The following is a 22,875-nucleotide window of genomic DNA, read 5'->3' as shown; positions in this document are numbered from 1 at the left end:
ACATCGCAAATATCCGCTTCCTCACACGGCGTATCGCAAGAGCCTGATATCATTACATTCATTATGATTCAGGCTCTAAAACGCCAAATAAATCAACGGTTCTGGAACATGGAATGCCGAGCCGACGCAGTTACGTCTGCTGGTTTGTAGTCGACAAGCAACTACAAACCAGTCAAACGCGGCCAATACATCTGTCAGAAATACGAGTATATGAGATTAAGCTAATCGAGTTGCGGCATTTGTCACGCCGCAGCCTCTTCGGCAGCTGCACCTGGGGTATAATTAAGGATCGGTGCGAGCCAGCGCTCGACTTCCTCTATCGTCATTCCCTTGCGGCTCGCGTAATCCTCGACCTGATCCCGTTCGACTTTGGCCACGCCGAAATAATAGCTTTCCGGATGGCCGATATAGAGACCCGATACGGAAGAGCCGGGCCACATCGCATAGCTTTCCGTCAATTCCACGCCCGTCTCCGCCGTTGCATCGAGCAGACGGAACAGGGTGGTCTTTTCGGTATGGTCGGGCTGGGCCGGATAGCCCGGCGCAGGACGAATACCCTGATAGGGTTCACCGATCAGTTCTTCCGGCGAATAGGTCTCATTCGCCGCATAGGCCCAGAATTCCTTGCGCACGCGCTCATGCATCAGTTCCGCAAAGGCTTCGGCAAAACGGTCGGCCAGCGCCTTCACAAGAATAGCGGAATAGTCGTCATTGGCGCGCTCGAAACGCTCGGCAATCGCCACTTCGCCAATGCCTGCCGTGACGACGAAGCCGCCGACATAATCCTGCTTTCCGCTCTCGGCGGGTGCGACGAAGTCGGACATCGCCACATTCGGACGACCATCGCGCTTGCTCAATTGCTGGCGCAGCGTGAAGAAAGTGGCAAGTTCCTCGTTCCGGCTTTCATCGGTGAAAAGACGAATATCGTCGCCGACCGCATTGGCGGGCCAGAAACCGACGACAGCTTTCGGCGTGAACCACTTTTCGTCGATGATCTTTTTCAGCATCGCCTGAGCGTCGTCCCAGAGTTGCCGGGCTGCCTCGCCCTGCTTCTCGTCTTCAAGAATTGCCGGATAGCGGCCTTTCAACTCCCAGGTCTGGAAGAACGGCGTCCAGTCGATATAGCGGGCGATTTCGGCCAGATCGTAATCGTCGAAGGTCTTCGTGCCAGTGAATGTCGGCTTTGCCGGAACAAAATTATCCCAGTCGAGCTTATGCGCATTGGCGCGGGCACGAGCGATCGGCAGGCGCTGCTTTTCCGCTTCATTGCGCGCATGAGCGGCTGCCACCTTGGCATATTCCCCGCGCAGACCGTCAACATAGGCCTGCTTGCCTTCCGGCGACAGCAGGCTCGAAACCACACCGACGGCACGGCTGGCATCGATGACGTAGACCGCCTGTCCGCGTTCATAGCGCGGATGAATCTTCACCGCCGTATGGACACGACTCGTGGTCGCGCCGCCGATCAGAAGCGGAATATCGAAACCTTCGCGCTCCATTTCCGCTGCCACATGCGCCATCTCATCCAGCGAAGGCGTGATGAGGCCGGAAAGGCCAATGATATCCACCTTTTCGTCACGCGCTACCTGCAGAATCTTCTGCGATGGCACCATCACGCCAAGATCGATGATCTCGTAATTGTTGCAGGCCAGCACGACGCCGACGATATTCTTGCCAATATCGTGCACGTCGCCCTTCACGGTCGCCATCAGCACCTTGCCAGCGCTCTGACGTTCACCGCCGCCAATGCCTTTTTCAGCATTGAGACGCTTTTCTTCTTCCATATATGGCAGGAGAACGGCCACGGCCTGCTTCATCACGCGGGCCGATTTGACCACCTGTGGCAGGAACATCTTGCCGGCACCGAACAGATCGCCGACCACATTCATGCCAGCCATCAGCGGGCCTTCGATGACGTGCAACGGACGTTCGGCAGACTGGCGCGCCTCTTCCGTATCGGCTTCGATATATTCGGTGATGCCGTTGACCAGCGCATGTTCGAGGCGCTTTGCCACCGGCCATTCGCGCCAGGTCAGATCCTGCACCTTGGCTTCCTTGGAGCCGGAGTCGCGGAAACGTTCGGCGATTTCCAGCAAACGTTCGGTCGCATCGGAGCGGCGGTTCAACACCACATCCTCGCAGGCCTCGCGCAGTTCCGGATCGATGGCATCGTAAACCGCCAGCTGACCGGCATTGACGATGCCCATATCCATACCCGCCTGAATGGCGTGGTAGAGGAAGACGGCATGCATCGCCTCGCGCACCGGCTCATTGCCGCGGAACGAGAAAGAAAGGTTCGACACGCCACCCGAGACATGGACATGCGGCAAGGTCGCCATGATCTTGCGTGTCGCCTCAATGAAGTCGACACCGTAATTATTGTGTTCTTCGATACCGGTCGCCACTGCAAAGATGTTCGGGTCGAAGATGATGTCTTCCGGTGCGAAACCGACCTGTTCGGTCAGGATCTTGTAGGCCCGGGTACAGATTTCGATCTTGCGCGCCTCGGTATCGGCCTGCCCGGTTTCATCGAAAGCCATGACGACAACCGCCGCGCCATAAGCACGGACGAGCTTGGCGTGATGGATAAAGGCTTCCTCGCCTTCCTTCATCGAGATGGAATTGACCACCGCCTTGCCCTGAACGCATTTCAGGCCAGCCTCGATTACCTCCCATTTGGAACTGTCAATCATGATCGGCACGCGAGCGATATCCGGCTCGGCAGCAATCAGATTGAGGAATTCGACCATGGCCTTTTCGGAATCGATCAGGCCTTCATCCATGTTGATATCGATGATCTGGGCGCCGTTGACAACCTGATCGCGCGCGACGTCGAGCGCAGCAGCAAAATCGCCAGCCTTGATCAGCTTGCGGAAGCGTGCCGAGCCGGTCACGTTGGTGCGTTCGCCGACATTGACGAAAGGAATATCCTCGGTCAGCGTGAAGGGCTCAAGGCCCGAAAGGCGCATCAGCGGCGCGACCTTGGCAGGCTTGCGCGGCGGGTGTTTCGCAACAGCCTCGGCAATGGCGCGGATGTGTTCGGGCGTCGATCCGCAGCAGCCGCCGACCACATTGACCATGCCGTCACGGGCAAAGCCTTCGATCTGGGCAGCCATCGCTTCCGGCGTTTCGTCATACTGGCCAAACTCGTTCGGCAGACCGGCATTCGGATAGGCGCAGATGAAGGTGTCGGCAATGGTCGACAATTCGTCGAGATGCGCACGCATAGCGTTGGCGCCGAGCGCGCAATTGAGGCCGATGGTAAATGGTTTGGCGTGACGCAGCGAATGCCAGAATGCCGTTGGCGTCTGGCCGGACAGGGTGCGGCCGGAAAGATCGGTGATCGTGCCGGAAATCATCACCGGCAGAAAGATGCCCTTTTCCTCGAACACCTGTTCCGAGGCAAATACGGCAGCCTTGGCGTTGAGCGTATCGAAGATGGTTTCAATCAGGATGATGTCGGAACCGCCATCGATCAGCCCCCGGATCTGCTCGGCATAGGCGATGCGCAGATCGTCGAAGGTAACGGCGCGGTAGCCGGGATTGTTGACATCCGGCGACAAGGAAGCGGTGCGGTTTGTCGGCCCCAGAGCGCCCGCAACGAAACGACGGCGGCCATCCTTCTGCTCGGCGCGCAAGGCTGCACGGCGGGCAAGGCGCGCGCCGTCGCGGTTCAATTCATAGACCTGCTCTTCCATGCCATAATCGGCCTGGGCAATTGTCGTGGACGAAAACGTATTGGTTTCGAGAATATCCGCGCCCGCAATGGCGTAGGCATAATGGATTTCCTCGATAGCCTTGGGCTGCGTCAGCGTCAGAAGGTCGTTATTGCCCTGAAGCTGGCAATCGCAGGCGCCGAAACGCTCGCCGCGGAAATGCTCTTCATGAAAACCAAGCCCCTGAATCTGGGTTCCCATCGCGCCGTCGAGGATCAGGATGCGCTCACGCGCTGCCTTGGTGAGAGCTGCGAGTACTTCTGAGCCATCCGGCTGCGCAGCCGTTGCACCAAAAAGACCATCGAGGGAAGAGGCCATAAAACACCGCCTATATTCAATCTGTTACCAGGCAGCAGGTCTGTTCGGACACATAAACCTGAATTGCCCTTTATACGCACATCACGGAAGTCGCTTAATGACATAAACATATCTTTATGTCAATTCGGGGCGACTAATTCCTACCCCAAAATCAGAGCATCACCGATCTGTTGCCGCAACGAAGAAATCGTGACTTCGCAGGGCCACTGCTCCGCCACAATGTCCGGCCTAAAATAACGGCAGGGACGATATGTGTTGTTTATTTTTACGCGCATCTTATCCGAAAACCGTTTCACATTTTTCGGTATGCGCTGTGAGGAGAGGCCGATGAAAAGGTTTGCTTATTCCCTGTTTGCTGCATGTTTGTCACTCGGCATGGGACTATCCGCTGCTGCCGGAACTGCGAATGCGGCGCAGCCGTCTTTGATGGCGACACCGTCCGCCCAGGCTCCTGCACCTAATGTTCAAAACGTTCAGTATTACGACTATCGTGGTGACCGCCGCTATTGGCGGGAGCATCGTCGACACTGGCGACATGATCGCCCGCGTTACCGTCCATACTATCGCTATGATCGCCGTTACTGGGGGCCGCCGCCTGCTTATCGCTACCGTCCGGCACCGGTCTATCGCGGCGGCAACCCGCATGTGCGGTGGTGCTACAACCGTTATCGTTCCTACCGAGCCTACGATAATACGTTCCAGCCCAATTATGGGCCACGGCGCCAGTGCTATTCGCCATATCTCTAGAACGAAAAAGCCCCGGAAAACCGGGGCTTTTTTCTTAATCATACGGTTCAAAAATCAGGTGACATAAGCACCGATTGAAGCCGCAACCAGACCGATCGCAACCGCAATCATCACGCCATAAACGCGTGGCTTGTCAAACAGGACGGCGAAAGCCGCGAACCAGCTGACAACCGCAGCGCCCAGCGCGAATAAAAAGCCCGGCTTGTCGCCGTGGTACAGGTTGGCCGCCATGAGGCCGCCGATAATCAGCGCGCCAAAAACGATCATCAACCCTGTGGCATATCGCTCGTAATCGTCCATTTAAATTCCTTGGTTCCGCGCCCGCCGTGACAGGTGCCGGAAACTCTCGTCAATCCGTTTGGCCATTTAAGGGCATTGGCCGGTCGCCATCACACAATCATTATTTGTGTCGTTCTTCAACCATTTCGCTGCGCCATTTTTCGCAATTGTTACGACTTTTCACGTGAACGTTCCTATCGTTGCCCGATAACCGGCATTTGTCCCGTTCAAAACCATGTTAATATGACTTCCATGGAATCGTCAGGCGTCACCATTTTCGAAACAGAGATCGGACCGTGCGGCATTGCATGGCGCGGACAGAAGATTGTGGGCGTCGAGATCGGGGATGCTGACGAGAAGGAAACCCGCTATCGGCTCGGCGAGCGGTTCCCCGGTGCCGAAGATATCAACGAGCCCTCCTTCGTCAGCAATGCAATCCAAGGTGTGCGCGCGCTTCTGGCAGGCGCCGATGTCGATTTTTCAGGTACACCGCTGGCGCTGGATGCCCAGCCCGATCTCAACCGGCAGGTCTATGAAATTATCCTTGAGCTGAAACCGGGCGAGACAACGACCTATGGTGCGATTGCCCGACGGATCGGTGACGTAAGTCTCTCGCAGGCTGTCGGTTATGCACTGGGCAAAAACCCGTTTCCAATCATTGTGCCCTGTCACCGGGTGCTCGGTGCCAATGGCAAGGTCGGCGGCTTTTCCGCAGCAGGCGGAACGGCAACAAAACTCAAGCTCCTCAATATCGAACGAGCGAGAACGTCCAGCGAGCCTGATCTTTTCGGCGGCCTGCCGTTACAGGAAAGACCACAGGCCGACTGGTAGTTATTTTTACGCATTTCCGAACGCAAAACCGCTTCGCACTTTTGCTGGAAATGCTTTAACGCTTGTCTGTCAAAACATCGGCTGAAAAGCGCAATTCGCGCATCGGACGCACCAGTTGCGTCGTCGCGTCATAGGTCGGATGTTTCTTAAAAGCGAAAAGCGCTTCCTCATCTTTGAACTCGGCATAGACCACGAGATCAATGCGGTCACACATCGGATCGACCCTGGAATTCGGCAGAACTTCAAAAAGGTCAGCATGAGGAATGGTGCCGAGTTGCTCCAGCCCCTTTTTGACAGTCTCTATATCCTGACCTTCTTTGACACTGAAGAAAACAATATGCCGGATCACACCGCGACTCCCTGAAGTTGGTGAGGCGTGTCTAGCGCATCAAGGCCCGCAGAAAAATGGCAAATTTGAGTGATGTGCCTAACTTGCCTTGACGCGACGCCAGGCGAACCCAGCCTCTTCCGGCACAGAACCGCGTCCTGGCTGATAATAGCCGGGCGTATCGACCAGACGATTTTCGCCAAGACGGCCCTGCGCCACCTTGTTGGTCACCTGAAGGCTGTCGAAACCGGTCCGCAGCATCAGGGCGGCCTGATCGATCAGCACGTCGCCAACGGCGCGCAACTCACCCGCAAAGCCTTCGCGGCGCAAAATCTCCGCCTTGGAATAGGAACGCCCGTCATTAAAGGCCGGAAACTGCAAGGCGATCAGCGGCACACTGCCCAGATCATCCAGAAGCGGATCAATGGCTTCGCCCGGCGCCACCGAAACGCCGATCCGGCGATTGGAGGCGCGGCGGCGCTCCTCATCCAGTCCGAGCCAGACGGCCAGCGGAATGATGATTGCCGGGGCATCGCCCGCCATTTCAAGATCGTCGGCAAAGACATAGTCGTCCTCGCGAAAGCCCTCGGCAGACCAGAGTTTGGTTTCGTTGATATCGCTCATTTCCGGTCACCTGCTCCCAAATTCTTCAAACTATCGGACAGACCCGACAGATGGATGCCGCATTCTGTCTTTTCCGATCCGGCCCAGCGTCCGGCTCGCTGATCCTCGCCCTCGCCCACGGGCCGTGTGCAGGGCATGCAGCCGATGGAACGATAGCCCTGCGCGATCAGCGGATGCGGCGGCAGGTCGTGTTTTTCGGCATAGGCCTTGAGATCGGCTGCCTGCAAACGCGCCAGCGGATTGATACGAATGCGCGAACCGACCGATTCGAATACGGCCAAGCTTTCGCGGGTCGATGCCTGAAACTGCTTGCGGCCCGTCATCCAGGCGCGATAGGGGGCCACGGCGCGCGCCATCAGCTCGACCTTGCGGATGAAGCAGCAGCGATCCTTGTCGGTCATCGACAAAGCGCCAAACGGGTCTTCCGTCCTGACACTGTCTTCCAGCGGCAGAATATCCTGCACATCGGTCAATCCCAGCCGGTCCACCAGATCATGACGATAATCAAGTGTCGCCCGAAAATGCTTGCCCGTATCGAGAAACAGAACCGGCGTCGCCGGATCGATTTGCGAGATCATATGCAAAAGCACAGCCGATTCCGCGCCGAAGGAAGACACGACCGCGATCTGCCCCTCATAGAGTTCACGCGTGACGAGCGCGATCACATCATGCGGGGAAGACGCACCGTGGCTTGCCTCCAAAAGGCGGGCTTCGGCGGCAGCACTTTCTTCCGCATCAAGCTGCACGGCTTATTTCTCCATAAAGCGCTTGTTTGAACGGCTCCATGCCAACCCGGCGATAGGCGGCGAGGAAGTTTTCCTCCGGACTTTCGCGCAAGCCCAGATAGGTGTCCACAACTGTTTCGATGGCATCAACCACCTCTTCCGACGAGAAGCCGCGACCGGTGATGTCACCGATAGTCGAATACTCGTCCGCCGAACCGCCAAGCGTGATCTGATAAAGCTCTTCGCCCTTCTTCTCGACGCCCAGAATGCCGATATGGCCGACATGGTGATGACCGCAGGCATTGATGCAGCCGGAAATCTTGATCTTGAGATCGCCGATCTCAAGCTGGCGCTGCTGGTCGCCGAAGCGCTCCGAAATGCGCTGCGCCACCGGAATGGAGCGTGCATTGGCAAGGGCGCAATAATCGAGACCGGGGCAGGCGATGATATCGGTGATGAGACCGGCATTCGGCGTCACCAGACCGTCCGATTGCAGCAGATCGTAGACGGCTGCGAGATCGGCCTTGGCCACATGCGGCAGAACCAGATTCTGCTCGTGGCTGACGCGGATTTCATCAAAGGAATAGGTCTCGGCAATATCCGCCACCAGCTCCATCTGTTCAGCGCTTGCGTCACCCGGAATACCGCCAATGGGCTTGAGCGAAATGGTGACGACCGCATAATCCGGGTTCTTGTGCGGCGTGACATTGCGCGCCACCCAACTTGCAAATTCCGCATCGGCCTTCTGGGTGACAGCCAGAATTTCCCAACCTTCCGGCCGTTGCGGCAAGTTCGGCATGCGGAAATAGCTTTCGATGGCGTCGATATCGCGCTGCGGCAGCTTCAATTCGCCATTGCGGATTTCGTCCCACTCGGCATCGATCTCACGGGTCAGCTCTTCAACGCCCGTTTCATGGACGAGAATCTTGATGCGCGCCTTGTATTTGTTGTCGCGACGGCCATGCAGATTGTAAACGCGCACGATGGCCGTCACATAGGTCAGCATGTCCTCGATGGGCAGGAAGTCGCGGATTTTCTTCGCCACCATCGGCGTGCGGCCCTGACCGCCGCCAATATAGACAGCCAGCCCCAGATCGCCCGCCTCGTTCTTCTTCAGCTGCAAGCCGATGTCATGCACCTGAATGGCGGCGCGGTCGTGGTCCGAGCCGACGATGGCAATCTTGAACTTGCGCGGCAGATAGGAAAACTCCGGATGCAGCGACGACCACTGGCGCAAAATTTCGGCGAATGGGCGCGGATCGGCCACTTCGTCGGCGGCAGCGCCCGCGAAATGATCAGCCGTCACGTTGCGAATGCAATTGCCGGAGGTCTGGATGGCGTGCATTTCGACTTCCGCCAGTTCTTCCAGAATGCGCGGCACGTCCTTCAGGGCAGGCCAGTTGTACTGGATATTCTGGCGCGTGGTGAAATGGCCGAAGCCGCGGTCATAGACGCGGGCAATGTGACCGAGCTTGCGTAGCTGGCGGCTCGACAGCGTGCCATAGGGAATTGCCACACGCAGCATATAGGCGTGCAGTTGCAGATAGAGACCGTTCATCAGACGCAGCGGTTTGAACTGGTCTTCCGTCAGTTCTCCGGCCAGACGGCGCTCGACCTGATCCTTGAACTGGGCAACGCGGGCCGCAACAAAATCGCGGTCGAATTCATCGTAACGATACATAGGCTAGGTCCAAATCCACAATCAGGAGGCGCGCTTCAATTCAGGCTTTTCGAGCGGAAAATCGCCGAAGGTCACGATGGTCGGACCGGAAAGACGGATGCGCTCGCGCAGGCGGATCGGGTAAAGCCCCTCCTCGCGTTCCTCGACATCGATCACGTTCACATCGACAACCAGATTGGCTTTCGCTGCAAGCTTGCCCGCATCTTCAAGCGCCGTGACAGCTTCGGCATGGCGGGCGATCAGCGCGCCGTCGATGGTCTCCTGCCACGACCCGTCAGCACCGAGCCAAACAGCCTGTCCGTCGATCAGCCGGTTTGCAGTGAGAACTTTTACAACCATTTCCAAACTCCAAACTTTTGTTAACCGCGCATCCCGCAGGTTTAGGCTGCGACGGATACCGGCTTGAGGGCCAGCGCTTCGGCTTTGTCGATTGCGGCACCGGCGACCGCATCGCCAATGATCACCATGACCGGACCGGAAAGCTCCTTGCGGCTTTCCAGATCCGGCAAATCCTTCAGCGTACCGTGGAACAGGCGCTTGTCCTGCCGGCTCGCATTTTCCACCACCGCCACGGCGGTATCTTCGTGCAGGCCCGCACCCATCAGCCGCGCGGCAACCGATGCCGCGACGGTCGAGCCCATATAGACGGCAATGGTTGCGCCGGAGACGGCGAGCTTCGCCCAGCCCGGCAGCACGTCGCCGGTCATGTCATGACCGGTAGTGAACACCAGCGACGAGGCGACACCGCGCAGCGTCAGCGGCAGTTCCATGTCGGCTGCGGCGGCAAAGGCAGAAGTGATGCCGGGAACGATTTCGAATCCGATACCGGCGGCACGCAGTGCGGCCATTTCTTCACCTGCACGTCCGAACACCAGCGGATCGCCCGATTTCAGCCGCACAACGCGCTTGCCTTCGCGGCCCAGCGCAACCAGCAGGCGGTTGATCTCTTCCTGACTTTTGGAATGGCAGCCTTTGCGCTTGCCGACGGCAAGACGCTCCGCATCGCGGCGACCCATGGCGATGACACCTTCCGGCACCAGCGCATCATGCACAATCACATCGGCTTCCATCAAGGCGCGATGGGCGCGCAGGGTCAGCAGGTCTTCGGCACCCGGACCGGCACCGACCAGCCAGACATAACCGGCGACATTGTCGCGCTGCTTGATCAGGTCGTTCGCGGCTTTCTGCGCTTCCTCCCGGTCGCCATTCTCGATGGCATGGGCGACACGGCCCGAAAAGAACCCGCGCCAGAAGCTGCGGCGTGCCAGCCCCTTGGGCAAGGCGCGCTCGACCAGCGGACGCCAGCTTTCGGCAAAATGCGCAAGCTCGCCCAGACGCGGCGAGAACGCGGCATCAATCCGCGCGCGCACCATCTGCGCCAGAACCGGGGCCGTGCCTTCCGAACCGATAGCAATGGTGACCGGCGCACGGTTGACGATGGCGGGCGTCAGGAAATCGCAAAGTGCTGGACGGTCAACGACATTGACCGGAACCTTCTCGGCCTTGACCACGGCAGCAATGGCGCGATCCTGCGCTTCATCGCCGGTTGCGACAAAAACCAGCTTTGCGCCATCGAGATGCTCAGGCGCGAAAGGTGCAGCCACATGCTCCGCGCCGTGGCCTGCGATGAACTCGGCCAGATGATGTTCTGTTTCTTCGGCAACGATGCGAAGTCGCGCCGAAGTCTGCGCCACAAGGCGCGCCTTGTTCAAAGCTTCCTCGCCGCCGCCAACGACGACAACCACCTCTTCCGATACCCGGAAGAAGGCAGGAAAATCAGCCAGTAAACGCTTTTGCGATAGAGACACGGCGCCATCCTTGGGAGCATTTCCAGCGAAAGTGGATACTAGTTTCGCGTGCGGAAATGCGTCTTGTAAAAGTTGGCGCCATTATCCGTTGAGCGACGTGATTTTATAAGAAATGGGCTTGCGCGTGAAAATGACGGCGAGCATCACTTTTCCTCAAAACAGAGGAATACGGGATTTTAATTTCCCGTAATGCCGGAATATACCCCACAATTTTTATAGGATTTACATAGACTTATCAGTAGTTGCCGCTCGTGAAGAATGCCGGAATATGTTTGGGCCACCGTCGCGGCAGCACGGCAATGAGATCGAAACGCAGCGACAGGCGGGCATGGTCGGGCTGGCGTTGCAGCCAGAGATCGGCTGCGGCTTCGATGCGGCGCATGGCCTGCGGCGTGACAGCGAGGTGTGCTGCTTCCAGACTGCTCCGCGCCTTGACCTCAACAATCAAAATCAGATTGCCACGCCGGGCGATCAGATCGATTTCGCCGAGCCTTGTCCGATAGCGCCGGGCGACGATCCGAAAACCTTTCAGAAGAAGAAGCACTGAAGCAAAACGTTCGGCGCTGTGTCCGCGAAAGAAAGCAGTTCGCTTTTTCTCGCGGAGGTCTGTCATCGCTGATCCGATTTCAATTGCATGAGACGCTGATAGAGAACCGATTTCTGTCCGCCGGTCATGCGGGCTGCCTCGCCTGCGGCCTTGGATGGCGGCAGTTCGGCGGCAAGCGACAGCAGCAGCTTGTCGATGTCTTCCTCGCTTTGCGGAACGGCGTTGCCCGTTGGCGGCCCCACTAGCAGAACGACTTCACCGCGAATGCGATCTTCGCCGTCAAACTCGGCTGCAAGCTCGCCCAGCGGCGCAGTGCGAATGGTCTCGTAGGCCTTGGTCAGTTCACGGCAGAGCGCGCCCATACGATCCGGCCCGAACACTTCGGCCATTTCCGCCAGCGTTGCCGCTGTCCGGTTTGGCGATTCATAGAACACCAGCGTTGCGTCGATGCCCTTGAGGCTTTCAAGCTTCGACTGTTTTTGCCCATGCTTGGGGGGCAGGAAGCCGCAGAACATGAAGGCGTCGGTCGGCAGGCCCGAAGCGGCAAGTGCGGCCAGAACGGCGGAAGCACCCGGAATAGGTACGACACGAATGCCCGCCTCGCGCGCTTCGCCCACCAGACGGAAACCGGGATCGGAGACGAGCGGCGTTCCGGCATCGGACACCAGCGCAACGCTTTTGCCCGCTGACAGAGCCGCTATCAGCTTTTCACCGGCTTCGGCGGCATTGTGTTCGTGATAGCTGATGGGGCGGCGCGCTATACCATAGCGGTCGAGCAGAACGCGGGTTACGCGCGTATCTTCGCAAGCCAGAATATCGACGGACGCCAGCGTTTCGATACCGCGCAGCGTCATATCGCCGAGATTTCCGATGGGGGTCGAGACGATATAAAGAGCAGGCTCCAGTGGCCGGGCGCGCATTGTCGTGCCGCCAACCACATATTCCCGTCGCCCCTCGCCTGCTTCGTCCGTCATTATAAGTTCCTTATGCCGCCAAGTCGGCAACCAGCGCGTCGAGCACCAGCGCACCATCCGGCGTTGCGCGAATGATGCTGCCGCTCATCGGCTCGATCATGCCTTCCGCGATCAGTTTCGCAAGTCGCTTTTCATCAACTGCATGGCCAGAAAGTCGCTCATAGCGGGCAAGATCGATGCCTTCGCGTAAACGCAAGCCCATCATCAGGAACTCGTCGCCTTCCTGTCCGCCATCGAGATATTCTTCTTCGATAATGCCGTGGCCATTGCGTTCGACCTTATCCAGCCAGGTTTCCGGATGTTTTTCGGTCATGGTGACGGTACGAATATAATTTTCCACGAAACGCCCATGTGCGCCGGGACCAATGCCGACATACTGCCCGTAACGCCAATAGACGAGATTGTGCTGTGACTCGCGCCCCGGCACCGCATGGTTGGAGATTTCATAGGCAGGAAGGCCGTGCTCTGCCGTGACCCTTTGCGTTTCCTCATAAAGCGCTGCGGCGTGATCCGGCTCGGGCGTCGTCAGCTTGCCAGCCTTCCAGAGATTATAGAACTGTGTGCCTTCCTCGATCGTCAGCTGATAGAGCGACAGATGATCGGCAGCAAGCCCGATGGCCTCTTTCAGTTCCTCCCGCCAGTCCTCGATTGTCTGGTTCGGGCGTGCATAGATCAGATCGAAGGACAGGCGCGGGAAAATCTCACGTGCCAACCGAATGGCCGCCTTGGCTTCCTCGACCGAATGCATGCGTCCGAGACGGCGCAAATCGGGATCGTTGAGTGCCTGAATGCCAAGCGACACGCGATTAACGCCTGCCGCGCGATAGCCGCGAAAACGGTCTGCCTCCACGCTGGTCGGATTGGCCTCCAGCGTCACCTCAATATCGGGCGCTACCGACCAATGGGACGCGATCCCATCGAGAAGTGCACCCACGGTTTCCGGCTGCATCAGCGACGGCGTGCCGCCGCCCAGGAATATGCTGGTGATCGTGCGTGGGCCGGTGCGCTCACGCAAGGTTTCCATCTCGCGAAGAAATGCTTCCGAAAAACGCGCCTGATCGACCGGCTTGTGACGAACATGGCTGTTGAAGTCACAATAAGGGCATTTGGCCAGACAGAATGGCCAATGCAGGTAAACGCCAAACGCATTTTCCCCATTTGCACGCGCGATCGGGATCGACCCGGCGGCATTTGCGCGAGCAGCATCTATTGCCTGCAAAGGGGGAAACAGCTTGTTCATTTTGCGGATGCTGGCTCCACATTAAGCACTTTTTCGGCGAAAAGCTTGAAAGCACGGGCACGGTGCGACAGGGCCGAAGCATCACCTGGCTTCCAGCCGTGCTTCTCATCGGCAGTCATTTCGCCGAAAGTCTTTTCATAGCCATCGGGCAGAAAAATCGGGTCGAAACCGAAACCCGTAGTGCCACGTGGCGGCCAGACAATCGCGCCCTCGACTTCGCCACGGAAATATTCAGCCTCCCCATCGGGCCAGGCAAGGCAGATGACCGATACGAAACGCGCCTTGCGCTGCTGTGGCGCAACGGCGCCCTTTTCTTGCAGCAGGTTCTCGACCTTCTGCATCGCCATGTCGAAATCGCGTGTGCCGTCTTCCGTCTCGGCCCAGTTTGCCGTGTAGACCCCCGGATCACCGTCAAGCGCATCGACCATCATGCCGGAATCGTCCGAAAGCGCTGGCAGCCCCGTTGCTTCAGCCGCCGCAAGCGCCTTGATATAGGCGTTTTCCTCAAAAGTCGTACCGGTTTCATCCGGTTCTGGCAGGCCAAGAGCGGCAACCGAACTGACCTCAAAGCCGAACGGGCCGATCAGACCGTCGAACTCCTTCAGCTTGCCCGCATTGTGCGAAGCGACGATCAGCTTGCCCTGTTCCAGTTTTCTCATTTTCAGTTCCACAGTTTGGGTTCGGCAATCTCCAATGAATTGCCGGATGGATCACGGAAGTAGATCGAATGCGCACCATTCGGCCAGTCGAACTCGGCCTCGATTGCTATGCCATGTTTTGCCAGATGGTTGCGCCAGCGTTCCATCTCCTCGCGGCTTGCAGCAAAACATACATGGCCGGGACCGCTTGTGCCATGGGACGGCACGGGCAAGTGCTCTGGCAATGGCGGCTTCAATGTCTCTTCGGCCCTGAAGAGAAGCAATATGCCGTCGCCGCACCGGAAAAATGCGTTGCGCTCGCTGACTTTCCCAACCGGCTCCAGACCCATAATGCCGTGATAGAACTCTATAGCCTCCGCGACATCGCGGACATAGAGCGCGGTTTCAAGGATGCGTGCTGCGCGCATGGAAGAGGTCTCCTCGATATATGGAGCAGCCCTCGTTCCTATCAGGCGACAGCCATCTTCTGCAAGGACACAAGGCGATCAATGCCGCCGCGAGCGAGCTTCATCAGATTGGCAAACTCTTCTTCCGAGAAAGGCGCACCTTCCGCCGTTCCCTGAATTTCAACAATTCCGCCCTTGCCGGTCATAACGAAATTGCTGTCGGTTTCGGCGACAGAGTCTTCGGCATAGTCGAGATCAAGCACCGGCTCGCCCTCATAGATGCCGCAAGAAATCGCCGCGATATGATCTTTCAGAACCTTCTCGACGCGCACCATCTGGCGTGCTTCCATCCAGCGCAGGCATTCATGAAGCGCTACCCAGCCGCCAGTGATGGCTGCCGTCCGCGTGCCGCCATCGGCCTGAATGACATCGCAATCTACCGTGATCTGCACTTCGCCAAGCGCCTGCATGTCCACGACAGCGCGCAAGGAGCGTCCGATCAGACGCTGGATTTCCTGCGTGCGTCCGCCCTGCTTACCGGCAGCGGCTTCGCGGCGCATGCGGTCGCCGGTCGAACGCGGCAGCATGCCGTATTCCGCCGTGACCCAGCCCTTGCCCGTATTGCGCATCCAGCCCGGCACCTTTTCCTCAAGGCTTGCGGTGCACAACACATGCGTATCGCCAAACTTGACGAGGCAGGAGCCCTCGGCATGTTTGGAGATGCCGCGTTCGAAAGAAACGGCACGCATTTCGTCAGCCGCACGCTTGGATGGACGCATAGAAAATTCCTCGATTCATTTTTCCGGTGCGGCTTTTTAGGCTTCCCGGTCGCAAATAGAAAGCCATTCTGCCCGAAAAACCGTCAGAGATGTTGAGAGGCCTGTCACTATAGCCTAAAGGCTTTGACGCTTTGACTTGCGACCTTATATTTGGCGTATGCTATTTCCAGTGTGGCGAATCCGAAATTCGCATCACCTGGGAACAGCGCTGTGAACGAATTTCGGATTCAAAGCCACACTAGGGTTCGCGACCATATTATGATGAAAACGCCGGAACACCAGCTTTTGAGTTCGCTCGACCAGCGTTCGCGCGATATTTTCCGGCTGATTGTGGAAACCTATCTGAACGATGGCGATCCGCTTGGCTCGCGCAATCTCTCACGACTGCTGCCACACACGCTTTCACCTGCCACGATCCGCAATGTGATGAGCGATCTCGAGCATCTGGGTCTCATCTACGCACCGCATGTTTCAGCCGGACGCCTGCCGACCCAGATCGGGCTACGCTTCTTTGTCGACGCGTTTCTCGAAGTGGGTGATCTGCCGCCGGAGGAACGCTCCTCCATTGAGGCGCAGGTTCGTTCCGCCGGCATGAACAATTCCGTCGAAAGCGTTCTGACCGAAGCAAGTCAGGTTCTTTCAGGTCTGTCGCGCGGCGCGGGCCTCGTGCTTGCCACCAAGGCGGAAGGTGCGCTGAAACACATCGAATTCGTTCGTCTCGAACCGACACGGGCACTGGCTGTTCTTGTCATGCAGAACGGCGATGTCGAAAACCGCGTCGTCAATCTGCCCGTCGGCATCAGCAATTCGCAGCTGGTCGAGGCATCGAACTTTCTCAACGCACACATCCATGGCCACACGCTTTCCGAAGCCAAAGCCGAATTGAAAAAGCTGACGGAAGAAACACGGCAGGAACTCGATCAGTTATCGCAGGAACTTGTTGCCCAAGGGCTGGCGGTCTGGAGCGGGGCTGGAACGGATCAACCGGCGCGGCTGATCGTTCGCGGTCGCGCCAATCTTCTGGAAAACATCCATGCGCAGGAAGACATCGAGCGCCTGCGCCATCTGTTCGATGATCTCGAAACCAAGGACGGCATGGTCCAGCTTCTCGATCTCGCCGAAGCCGGTTCGGGTGTCCGCATCTTCATTGGTTCGGAGAACAAGCTTTTCTCCCTTTCCGGCTCATCGCTGGTGGTCGCCCCCTATCGCGACAGCGAGCAAAGGGTTATTGGTGCTCTGGGAGTCATTGGGCCCACACGGCTCAACTATGCGCGGATCGTTCCCATGGTGGACTACACCGCTCAGATCGTTTCCCGGCTCCTGCGGTAACTGTGAGATTTGCCGGGACAAACCAAGTCCCTGAAAATAGACCTTGATTTTACTGGCATGAAACTCGATATCCGCCCCAGAAGATATTCAAGACGGAAGTAGCATTATGGCTGACGAAAAAAACAAATCCCAGAACCCCGATCTTGAGCAGCGCGACATCAACAATCCCCGGGATCGTGAGGCGCTGAACCGAGCTGCCGACGATTTTCTGAAAGCGCGCAAGGCTGAAGCTCGTGCGGAAGTTGCCGAGGATGAAGCTGAGGCGGCGGTAGATGAAACCGCAAACCGGATCGCGATGCTCGAAGCTGACAATGGCGAGCTGAAGGATCAGCTCCTGCGTGCTGCAGCCGAGATGGAAAACCTTCGCAAGCGCACCCAGCGCGATGTGCAAGATGCGCGCACCTATGCCGTGACCAACTTCGCTCGCGACATGCTGTCGGTCTCTGACAATCTCCGCCGCGCGCTCGACGCTATTCCTGCTGATGCTCTGGCGACCGATGCCAGCCTGAAGTCGCTCGCAGACGGCGTCGAAATGACCGAACGCGCCATGCTGCAGGCTCTGGAGCGTCACGGCGTCAAGAAACTTGAACCGGAAGGCGAGAAGTTCGATCCGAACTTCCATCAGGCCATGTTCGAAGTGCCTAATCCGGATTTGCCGAACAACACCGTCGTGCAGGTCGTGCAAGATGGTTACGCCATCGGCGACCGTGTTCTGCGCCCGGCCATGGTCGGTGTTTCCAAAGGCGGCCCGAAGGCGACTGCCGACAATGGCGCTTCCGAAGGCAATGGCTGATTATTTCAGCAATAACGGATGAGTATTGGAGCGGCGGCTTTGTCTGCCGCTCTTTTCATATCTGCAGTCCAGTTTGCGATAAAGCGCATTTCGATCTAACTGGATCGGATCAGCGGTCTAACCTATTCTATTTTAATCATAATCTTATCGATCCTCGTTTCACTCCGGTCGGATTATGCTCTAATGTGCATATTGCTATTGGCGCGAACCGGTGAAAAATTGTCACTGGAAGTGTGGAGGAGACCTGCAGCGTGACGATTCCTGAGTTTTTGAACTTCGCAGGCGTTTTCGTTTTCGCTGCGACCGGCGCTCTTGCAGCATCGCGACGCCAGCTCGACATCATCGGTTTTCTGTTCCTTGCCAATATCACCGGTATTGGCGGCGGAACGTTCCGCGATCTCGTCCTCGGTGCACCGGTTTTCTGGGTTGTCGAGCCGACTTATCTGCTGGCGGGTACGCTGGCGGCCATCTTTGTCTATTTCACCGCACACATGGTCGAATCGCGCTATCGCGTCCTGCTCTGGCTCGATGCCATTGGTATGGCCGCCTATACCGTAATAGGTGCAGCCAAGGGACTGGCGCTCGGTTTCGGACCATCCGTCGCCATTGTGACCGGCATTTCAACAGCCACTCTGGGCGGCATATTGCGCGATATGGTGGCGGGCGAGCCTTCCGTGCTAATGCGTCGCGAAATCTATGTCACGGCTTCGCTTGCCGGTGCGTGTCTCTATGTCCTGCTTGCCTGGTTGCAGGTCGAGCCAGCTATATGTGCGATTGCAGCGGCTCTGACCGCGTTTCTCATTCGCGGCGGCGCACTTTATTTCGGCTGGACATTGCCCGTCTATAAAAGCCGCCCCGGACGCACTGAAGAAGAGCTTCAGCGCGACCGGATCATCAGGCCGGAATAAATCTTAAACAAGGCCAGCCTGACCTGCAGCAGCCTGCAGGCTGAGCTGCGGACGCGGCCCCATCTGCTGGATAATAAGCCCCGCCGCCAATGAACCAAGACGGGCGCAATCTTCCAGTGAACGCTCGTTCGTATAACCGTAAAGGAAACCAGCTGCGTAAAGATCGCCTGCGCCGGTCGTATCGACCAGCGCGTCGATTTCAATGGCTGGGACGGTCAAGGTCTGGTCAGGTGTGACGACGACCGCACCTTTTTCCGAACGGGTGATGATCGAAAGCGCGCAGTCCATACGCATGGAGGCAATCGCCGTTTCAAGCGACTTCGTCTTATAGAGCGACTTGGCCTCATCCTCATTGGCGAAAACGATATCGACCGTGCGCGAGCGCATGAGTTCCAGAAACTCTTCGCGATACCGGTCGACACAGAACGGATCGGAAAGCGTCATCGCCATCTGGCGCTTCTTTTCGTGCGCGATCTTCGATGCCATGACGATGGCTTCCTTCGCGCGCGGCGGGTCCCACAGATAGCCTTCGAAATAGGTCACCTTCGCATCGGACACCTTGGAGGTTTCGACATCTTCCGGTCCGAGTTCCACGCAGGCACCGAGATAGGTGTTCATCGAGCGTTCGCCATCCGGCGTCACGAAAATCATGGAGCGAGCAGTCGGCGATCCCTTTTCCAGCGGACGGGTGTCGAATGCAACGCCTTGCGCGCGGATATCATGCGCGAAAACACGGCCCAGGTGATCGGTCGCAACCTTGCCGAAATAGGCCGAGCGTCCGCCAAGGCTCGCGACGCCGGCTGCCGTATTTCCGGCACTGCCACCCGACATTTCTGTTGCCGGACCTGCAATCCGGCCATAGAGCAATTCAGCACGCTCTGCATCGATCAGGTTCATCGCGCCTTTGACGATTCCATTCGTTTCCAGAAAAGAGTCATCAGTGCGCGAAAGAATATCGACAATGGCATTGCCGATGCAAAGAACGTCGAATGTGGCCATGAGCGCGAGAAGCTCCCCTTTTGATTAGTCTCCTATCCGGCAAAACATATCGTCATCGGAAAAGTCGCTATGCATTTTTCCGCGACATGCGTTGGGCCGGATATGCGGCAGTCATGTGGGTGCCGGTTTAGCGGTTTGAAACCCCTTTGGCTACCCTGCAAGCCTCCCGCATTGTGGGTAGTGCAGCTTGCGCCAAGATGAAGGCATACCTATTTCCATCTTCGTCCACAGTCGGAATTGGGTCGAAAATGATCTTAGATGCTGCATTGAAAGCTCTGAAACGCCTGACCACGCCAGAATTGCGTGCAGTTTTCTGGAAGACCCTCGGTTTGACGCTGTTGCTGCTGATCGGTCTTTGGGCGGCAGTTCGTCAAATCTTTTTTACTTTTGCCTGGCCGTGGATGGAGCAGATACTGCCCGGCATGCCGGAATGGGCAGGCTGGCTCGGCATTGTTGCAGCCATTGTCGCAGGCCTCGGTCTGGCGCTTGTTCTCGCATTGATGATCGCACCTGTCACTGCACTTGTGGCAGGTCTCTTTCTCGATGACGTCGCCGAAGTGGTCGAGCGTGAAGACTATCCGAACGATCCACCCGGTACGCCTTTGCCGACCGGCCGCTCTATCGTTGTTTCGCTGAAATTCCTCGGTATCGTCATCCTCGGCAACATCGTCGCCCTGTTCATGCTGTTCATACCCGGCGTCAATCTGATCGCCTTCTTTGTCATCAATGCCTATCTACTCGGGCGGGAATTCTTCGAGTTTGCCGCTATGCGTTATCATTCCGAAGCCGAGGCCAAGGCGCTACGGTCGCATTATAGCGTAACCGTCTTCCTGGCCGGGCTGCTGATTGCTGGCTTCATGGCTATCCCCATCGTCAATCTGCTGACACCGCTTTTCGCGGCAACGATGATGGTCCATCTGCACAAGGCTGTCTCGCAACGCGAAGCCCGGCTCACGCCTGCGGCGGCAAGGGGATAAGCGGCGCAGGAATGTCGCAGGTTTTCGCCGGATATTTGCAGATATCGGCAATCACACATTTCTCGCATTCCGGCTTGCGCGCCTTGCACACGTAACGCCCATGCAAGATCAGCCAGTGATGCGCATGAAGCATATATTCTGCGGGGATGACCCGAACGAGGATGGCTTCCACGGCCTCTGGCGTTTTTCCCGGCGCAAGACCAATCCGATTACCAATACGCAGGATATGCGTGTCCACCGCCATTGTCGGCTGGCCGAAAGCCATATTCAGCACCACATTGGCAGTCTTGCGGCCAACACCCGGCAGCTTTACCAGTTCGTCCCGGTCCCCCGGCACTTCTCCGCCATGATCGCGGATTAAGGCTTCGGACAGGAGAATGACGTTCTTTGCCTTGTTCCGCCAAAGACCAATGGTGCGAATGTGGTCGCCGACTTTCTCTTCGCCCAGCGCCAGCATTTTCTGCGGCGTATCGGCAATTGCGAAGAGCCCGCGCGTCGCCTTGTTGACCCCGGCATCGGTGGCCTGTGCCGACAAGACCACGGCGACAAGAAGCGTAAAAGCATTCACATGCTCAAGCTCGCCCTTCGGCTCCGGTCTCTGAATGGAGAAACGGCGAAATATCTCATGAATTTCGTCTGCTGTATAAAGCGTACCACCCACCCGACGTTGAGGGCGGGTGGCGGCAGAGACGTTCACAGGCGATTTGATTTTGGCCTTTTCCATTCCGTCTCTATAATAGTTTCTTGATCGACAAAACAATCAGCAGCTTGCCGCAGGCCAGTATAGGCCGGGACAATCTGCCAGACGACCTGAATGCTATGCATCACCCAGACGGCGCAGAACCTGACCGGTTCGACAAACCCATTTTCGAAGCTCTCCTCACCCCCTATCGTTCGCTGGGACGTACGGGCTTCACCATATTGATGAGCGCTCTGATCAGCTGCTGGATGTTCGTCGGTATTCTTTTCTGGTCCATCGGTGCATGGCCGATCTTCGGATTTTTCGGTCTCGATGTACTGCTGATCTATCTGGCTTTTCGCTGGAATTACCGGTCTGCTCGCGCGCGTGAGGAAATCTCCGTGTCCCGCTCTGCCCTGCATATTCGCAAATATGCAGCGTCCGGTAAGATGACTGCGCATCGTTTCAATCCATTCTGGACGCGATTCAAGGTTGCCCGAAAGCCGGATATCGGAATTACCGGTATGAGCATCGAAAGCCGTGAAGCGAGTGTCGTGATCGGAAACTTCCTCTCCCCGGATGATCGCGAAAGCTTTGCGACAGCTTTCGGCGCAGCGCTTTCAGAAGCACGACGATAGCAACACCCTAGGATGAGGACTTGATCAAGTTATTGTCGTAATTGACTGATTCTTTGTGTGCTTGAGTTTCAAGCATGGAGGAGATCATGAACGCTGACCTGTTCTGGCTTTCGGATGCGGCGTGGACGGCACTTGAGCCGCACCTGCCTAGAAACCAGCCCGGCGCACGACGTGTCGATGATCGGCGGGTGATATCGGGTATCTTGCATGTATTAAAGGTCGGCTGCCGCTGGCGTGACGTTCCAGCCGAATATGGTCCGGCAAAGACAGTCTACAATCGTTACCATCGTTGGTCGCAAAGGCGTATCTGGCATCGTATTTTCGAGAAAATGGCAGCATCTGGCCCTGTGCCGGAAGAGCTTTCTATCGACAGCACTCACATCAAGGCACACCGCTCTGCCCAAGGCTCAAAAGGGGGGCGTGGGCACAAGCGATTGGCACGTCGCGTGGCGGAAGAACAAGCAAAATCCATTGTCTGGCCGATGATTGCGGCAGACCGGTCGCCTTCAGCTTAACGCCCGGCAATGTTGCGGACATTAAAATGGCCATCCCGCTACTGACAGTCGCACGTCCCACAAAACGCCTGCTGGCGGACAAAGCCTATGATGCAGACAGTCTGCGGCAGTGGCTGGAAAAGGCAAAGATCAAGGCCGTGATCCCCTCGTCTGCCACACGCAGGACGCCATACCCTCTGGATCGAAAAGCTTATCGACGCAGGAACGTCATTGAGCGCCTCTTCTGTCGCCTCAAGAACTGGCGGCGTATTGCAACAAGATACGACAGGCTGGCTTCAAACTACCTTGCAGCCGTCGCACTTGTCTCAGCCGTAATCGCATGGACCTAAATGAGTCCTCATCCTAGGGTCAGGACCTATTAATTTGATGGAAATGGCACCTGAAATGACAAGGGC

At 57.3% G+C, this 22,875-nt stretch carries 24 protein-coding genes; 8 read left to right on the top strand and 16 right to left on the bottom strand.

Annotated elements, in window-relative coordinates; genetic code table 11:
- Nucleotides 1–242: 242 nt before the first annotated feature.
- The gene (gene metH, locus FG152_RS05445; RefSeq protein ID WP_029925896.1) at nucleotides 243–4,034 is read right to left on the bottom strand and encodes a methionine synthase; all 3,792 of its coding nucleotides are present in this window, start codon (nucleotides 4,032–4,034) and stop codon (nucleotides 243–245) included.
- Between the two features lie 327 nt (nucleotides 4,035–4,361).
- Here metH and FG152_RS05440 point away from each other — a divergent pair, with 327 nt between their 5' ends.
- Nucleotides 4,362–4,781, top strand: a complete 420-nt coding sequence (locus tag FG152_RS05440) for a BA14K family protein (RefSeq protein WP_010658029.1) — start codon at nucleotides 4,362–4,364, stop codon at nucleotides 4,779–4,781.
- Nucleotides 4,782–4,835: 54 nt separating this feature from the next.
- Here the strand turns inward: FG152_RS05440 and FG152_RS05435 are convergent, their stop codons facing one another.
- Nucleotides 4,836–5,081, bottom strand: a complete 246-nt coding sequence (locus tag FG152_RS05435) for a hypothetical protein (RefSeq protein ID WP_010658028.1) — start codon at nucleotides 5,079–5,081, stop codon at nucleotides 4,836–4,838.
- A 231-nt stretch (nucleotides 5,082–5,312) separates the two neighbouring features.
- Between FG152_RS05435 and FG152_RS05430 the strand changes: the two genes are divergently transcribed.
- Complete coding sequence (locus FG152_RS05430) at nucleotides 5,313–5,891, top strand: methylated-DNA--[protein]-cysteine S-methyltransferase (RefSeq protein ID WP_029925899.1); 579 nt, start codon at nucleotides 5,313–5,315, stop codon at nucleotides 5,889–5,891.
- A gap of 55 nt (nucleotides 5,892–5,946) precedes the next feature.
- Here FG152_RS05430 and FG152_RS05425 read toward each other — a convergent pair whose 3' ends face one another.
- From FG152_RS05425 to rph, 12 genes are all read right to left on the bottom strand, one after another.
- Entirely contained in the window at nucleotides 5,947–6,240 is a 294-nt protein-coding gene (locus tag FG152_RS05425) for a Dabb family protein (RefSeq protein WP_010658026.1), read from the bottom strand.
- Between the two features lie 78 nt (nucleotides 6,241–6,318).
- Nucleotides 6,319–6,843 carry a DUF934 domain-containing protein gene (locus FG152_RS05420; RefSeq protein ID WP_010658025.1) on the bottom strand — a complete coding sequence of 175 codons (525 nt, stop codon included), beginning with the start codon at nucleotides 6,841–6,843 and terminating at the stop codon, nucleotides 6,319–6,321.
- Nucleotides 6,840–7,589 carry a phosphoadenylyl-sulfate reductase gene (locus tag FG152_RS05415; RefSeq protein ID WP_498985420.1) on the bottom strand — a complete coding sequence of 250 codons (750 nt, stop codon included), beginning with the start codon at nucleotides 7,587–7,589 and terminating at the stop codon, nucleotides 6,840–6,842. Before FG152_RS05415 ends, FG152_RS05420 begins: the two co-directional genes overlap by 4 nt.
- Entirely contained in the window at nucleotides 7,579–9,249 is a 1,671-nt protein-coding gene (locus FG152_RS05410; RefSeq protein WP_029925903.1) for a nitrite/sulfite reductase, read from the bottom strand. The genes FG152_RS05415 and FG152_RS05410 overlap by 11 nt, the downstream gene beginning before the upstream one ends.
- Before the next feature lie 21 nt (nucleotides 9,250–9,270).
- Complete coding sequence (locus FG152_RS05405; protein WP_036586078.1) at nucleotides 9,271–9,588, bottom strand: DUF2849 domain-containing protein; 318 nt, start codon at nucleotides 9,586–9,588, stop codon at nucleotides 9,271–9,273.
- 41 nt (nucleotides 9,589–9,629) lie between these two features.
- Nucleotides 9,630–11,057 carry a siroheme synthase CysG gene (gene cysG / locus FG152_RS05400; protein WP_029925907.1) on the bottom strand — a complete coding sequence of 476 codons (1,428 nt, stop codon included), beginning with the start codon at nucleotides 11,055–11,057 and terminating at the stop codon, nucleotides 9,630–9,632.
- 235 nt (nucleotides 11,058–11,292) lie between these two features.
- A complete protein-coding gene (locus FG152_RS05395) occupies nucleotides 11,293–11,670 on the bottom strand; it encodes a YraN family protein (RefSeq protein ID WP_010658020.1) in 378 nt (125 codons plus the stop codon).
- On the bottom strand, nucleotides 11,667–12,578 hold the full coding sequence (gene rsmI / locus FG152_RS05390; protein ID WP_454502830.1) for a 16S rRNA (cytidine(1402)-2'-O)-methyltransferase: 912 nt from the start codon (nucleotides 12,576–12,578) through the stop codon (nucleotides 11,667–11,669). The genes FG152_RS05395 and rsmI overlap by 4 nt, the downstream gene beginning before the upstream one ends.
- Nucleotides 12,579–12,588: 10 nt before the next feature.
- Entirely contained in the window at nucleotides 12,589–13,818 is a 1,230-nt protein-coding gene (hemW, locus tag FG152_RS05385; RefSeq protein WP_029925909.1) for a radical SAM family heme chaperone HemW, read from the bottom strand.
- On the bottom strand, nucleotides 13,815–14,477 hold the full coding sequence (rdgB, locus tag FG152_RS05380; RefSeq protein WP_029925910.1) for an RdgB/HAM1 family non-canonical purine NTP pyrophosphatase: 663 nt from the start codon (nucleotides 14,475–14,477) through the stop codon (nucleotides 13,815–13,817). Before rdgB ends, hemW begins: the two co-directional genes overlap by 4 nt.
- Before the next feature lie 2 nt (nucleotides 14,478–14,479).
- Nucleotides 14,480–14,884, bottom strand: a complete 405-nt coding sequence (locus FG152_RS05375; RefSeq protein ID WP_036586081.1) for a VOC family protein — start codon at nucleotides 14,882–14,884, stop codon at nucleotides 14,480–14,482.
- A 41-nt stretch (nucleotides 14,885–14,925) separates the two neighbouring features.
- Nucleotides 14,926–15,642, bottom strand: a complete 717-nt coding sequence (gene rph / locus FG152_RS05370) for a ribonuclease PH (protein ID WP_010658015.1) — start codon at nucleotides 15,640–15,642, stop codon at nucleotides 14,926–14,928.
- Between the two features lie 258 nt (nucleotides 15,643–15,900).
- Between rph and hrcA the strand changes: the two genes are divergently transcribed.
- The 3 genes from hrcA (at nucleotide 15,901) to FG152_RS05355 (ending at nucleotide 18,672) form a co-directional block, all read left to right on the top strand.
- Entirely contained in the window at nucleotides 15,901–16,971 is a 1,071-nt protein-coding gene (gene hrcA, locus FG152_RS05365; protein ID WP_010658014.1) for a heat-inducible transcriptional repressor HrcA, read from the top strand.
- Between the two features lie 106 nt (nucleotides 16,972–17,077).
- Nucleotides 17,078–17,764 (top strand): nucleotide exchange factor GrpE, encoded by a 687-nt coding sequence (grpE, locus tag FG152_RS05360; protein ID WP_010658013.1) that lies wholly within the window; start codon nucleotides 17,078–17,080, stop codon nucleotides 17,762–17,764.
- A gap of 251 nt (nucleotides 17,765–18,015) precedes the next feature.
- A complete protein-coding gene (locus FG152_RS05355; RefSeq protein WP_010658012.1) occupies nucleotides 18,016–18,672 on the top strand; it encodes a trimeric intracellular cation channel family protein in 657 nt (218 codons plus the stop codon).
- A gap of 3 nt (nucleotides 18,673–18,675) precedes the next feature.
- Here the strand turns inward: FG152_RS05355 and FG152_RS05350 are convergent, their stop codons facing one another.
- Entirely contained in the window at nucleotides 18,676–19,671 is a 996-nt protein-coding gene (locus tag FG152_RS05350) for an adenosine kinase (RefSeq protein WP_010658011.1), read from the bottom strand.
- A gap of 248 nt (nucleotides 19,672–19,919) precedes the next feature.
- Here FG152_RS05350 and FG152_RS05345 point away from each other — a divergent pair, with 248 nt between their 5' ends.
- Complete coding sequence (locus FG152_RS05345; RefSeq protein ID WP_029925915.1) at nucleotides 19,920–20,648, top strand: sulfate transporter family protein; 729 nt, start codon at nucleotides 19,920–19,922, stop codon at nucleotides 20,646–20,648.
- Here FG152_RS05345 and nth read toward each other — a convergent pair.
- Entirely contained in the window at nucleotides 20,623–21,372 is a 750-nt protein-coding gene (gene nth, locus FG152_RS05340) for an endonuclease III (RefSeq protein WP_029925917.1), read from the bottom strand. The two genes, FG152_RS05345 and nth, sit on opposite strands and share 26 nt — an antisense overlap.
- 95 nt (nucleotides 21,373–21,467) lie before the next feature.
- Here nth and FG152_RS05335 point away from each other — a divergent pair, with 95 nt between their 5' ends.
- Both FG152_RS05335 and FG152_RS05330 read left to right on the top strand, forming a co-directional pair.
- The gene (locus FG152_RS05335) at nucleotides 21,468–21,965 is read left to right on the top strand and encodes a DUF2244 domain-containing protein (RefSeq protein WP_029925920.1); all 498 of its coding nucleotides are present in this window, start codon (nucleotides 21,468–21,470) and stop codon (nucleotides 21,963–21,965) included.
- An 86-nt stretch (nucleotides 21,966–22,051) separates the two neighbouring features.
- A protein-coding gene (locus tag FG152_RS05330; RefSeq protein ID WP_259030678.1) for an IS5 family transposase occupies nucleotides 22,052–22,809 on the top strand; the annotation gives its coding sequence in 2 pieces (ribosomal slippage) (nucleotides 22,052–22,388 and nucleotides 22,388–22,809; 759 coding nt in all).
- Nucleotides 22,810–22,875: the final 66 nt, after the last annotated feature.

The sequence above is a fragment of the Ochrobactrum sp. XJ1 genome (assembly GCF_024701725.1).
Classification (GTDB): Bacteria; Pseudomonadota; Alphaproteobacteria; order Rhizobiales; family Rhizobiaceae; genus Brucella; species Brucella anthropi.
Note: the sequence above shows the minus strand (reverse complement) of the source record. Positions and strands in the feature narration are given on the sequence as shown.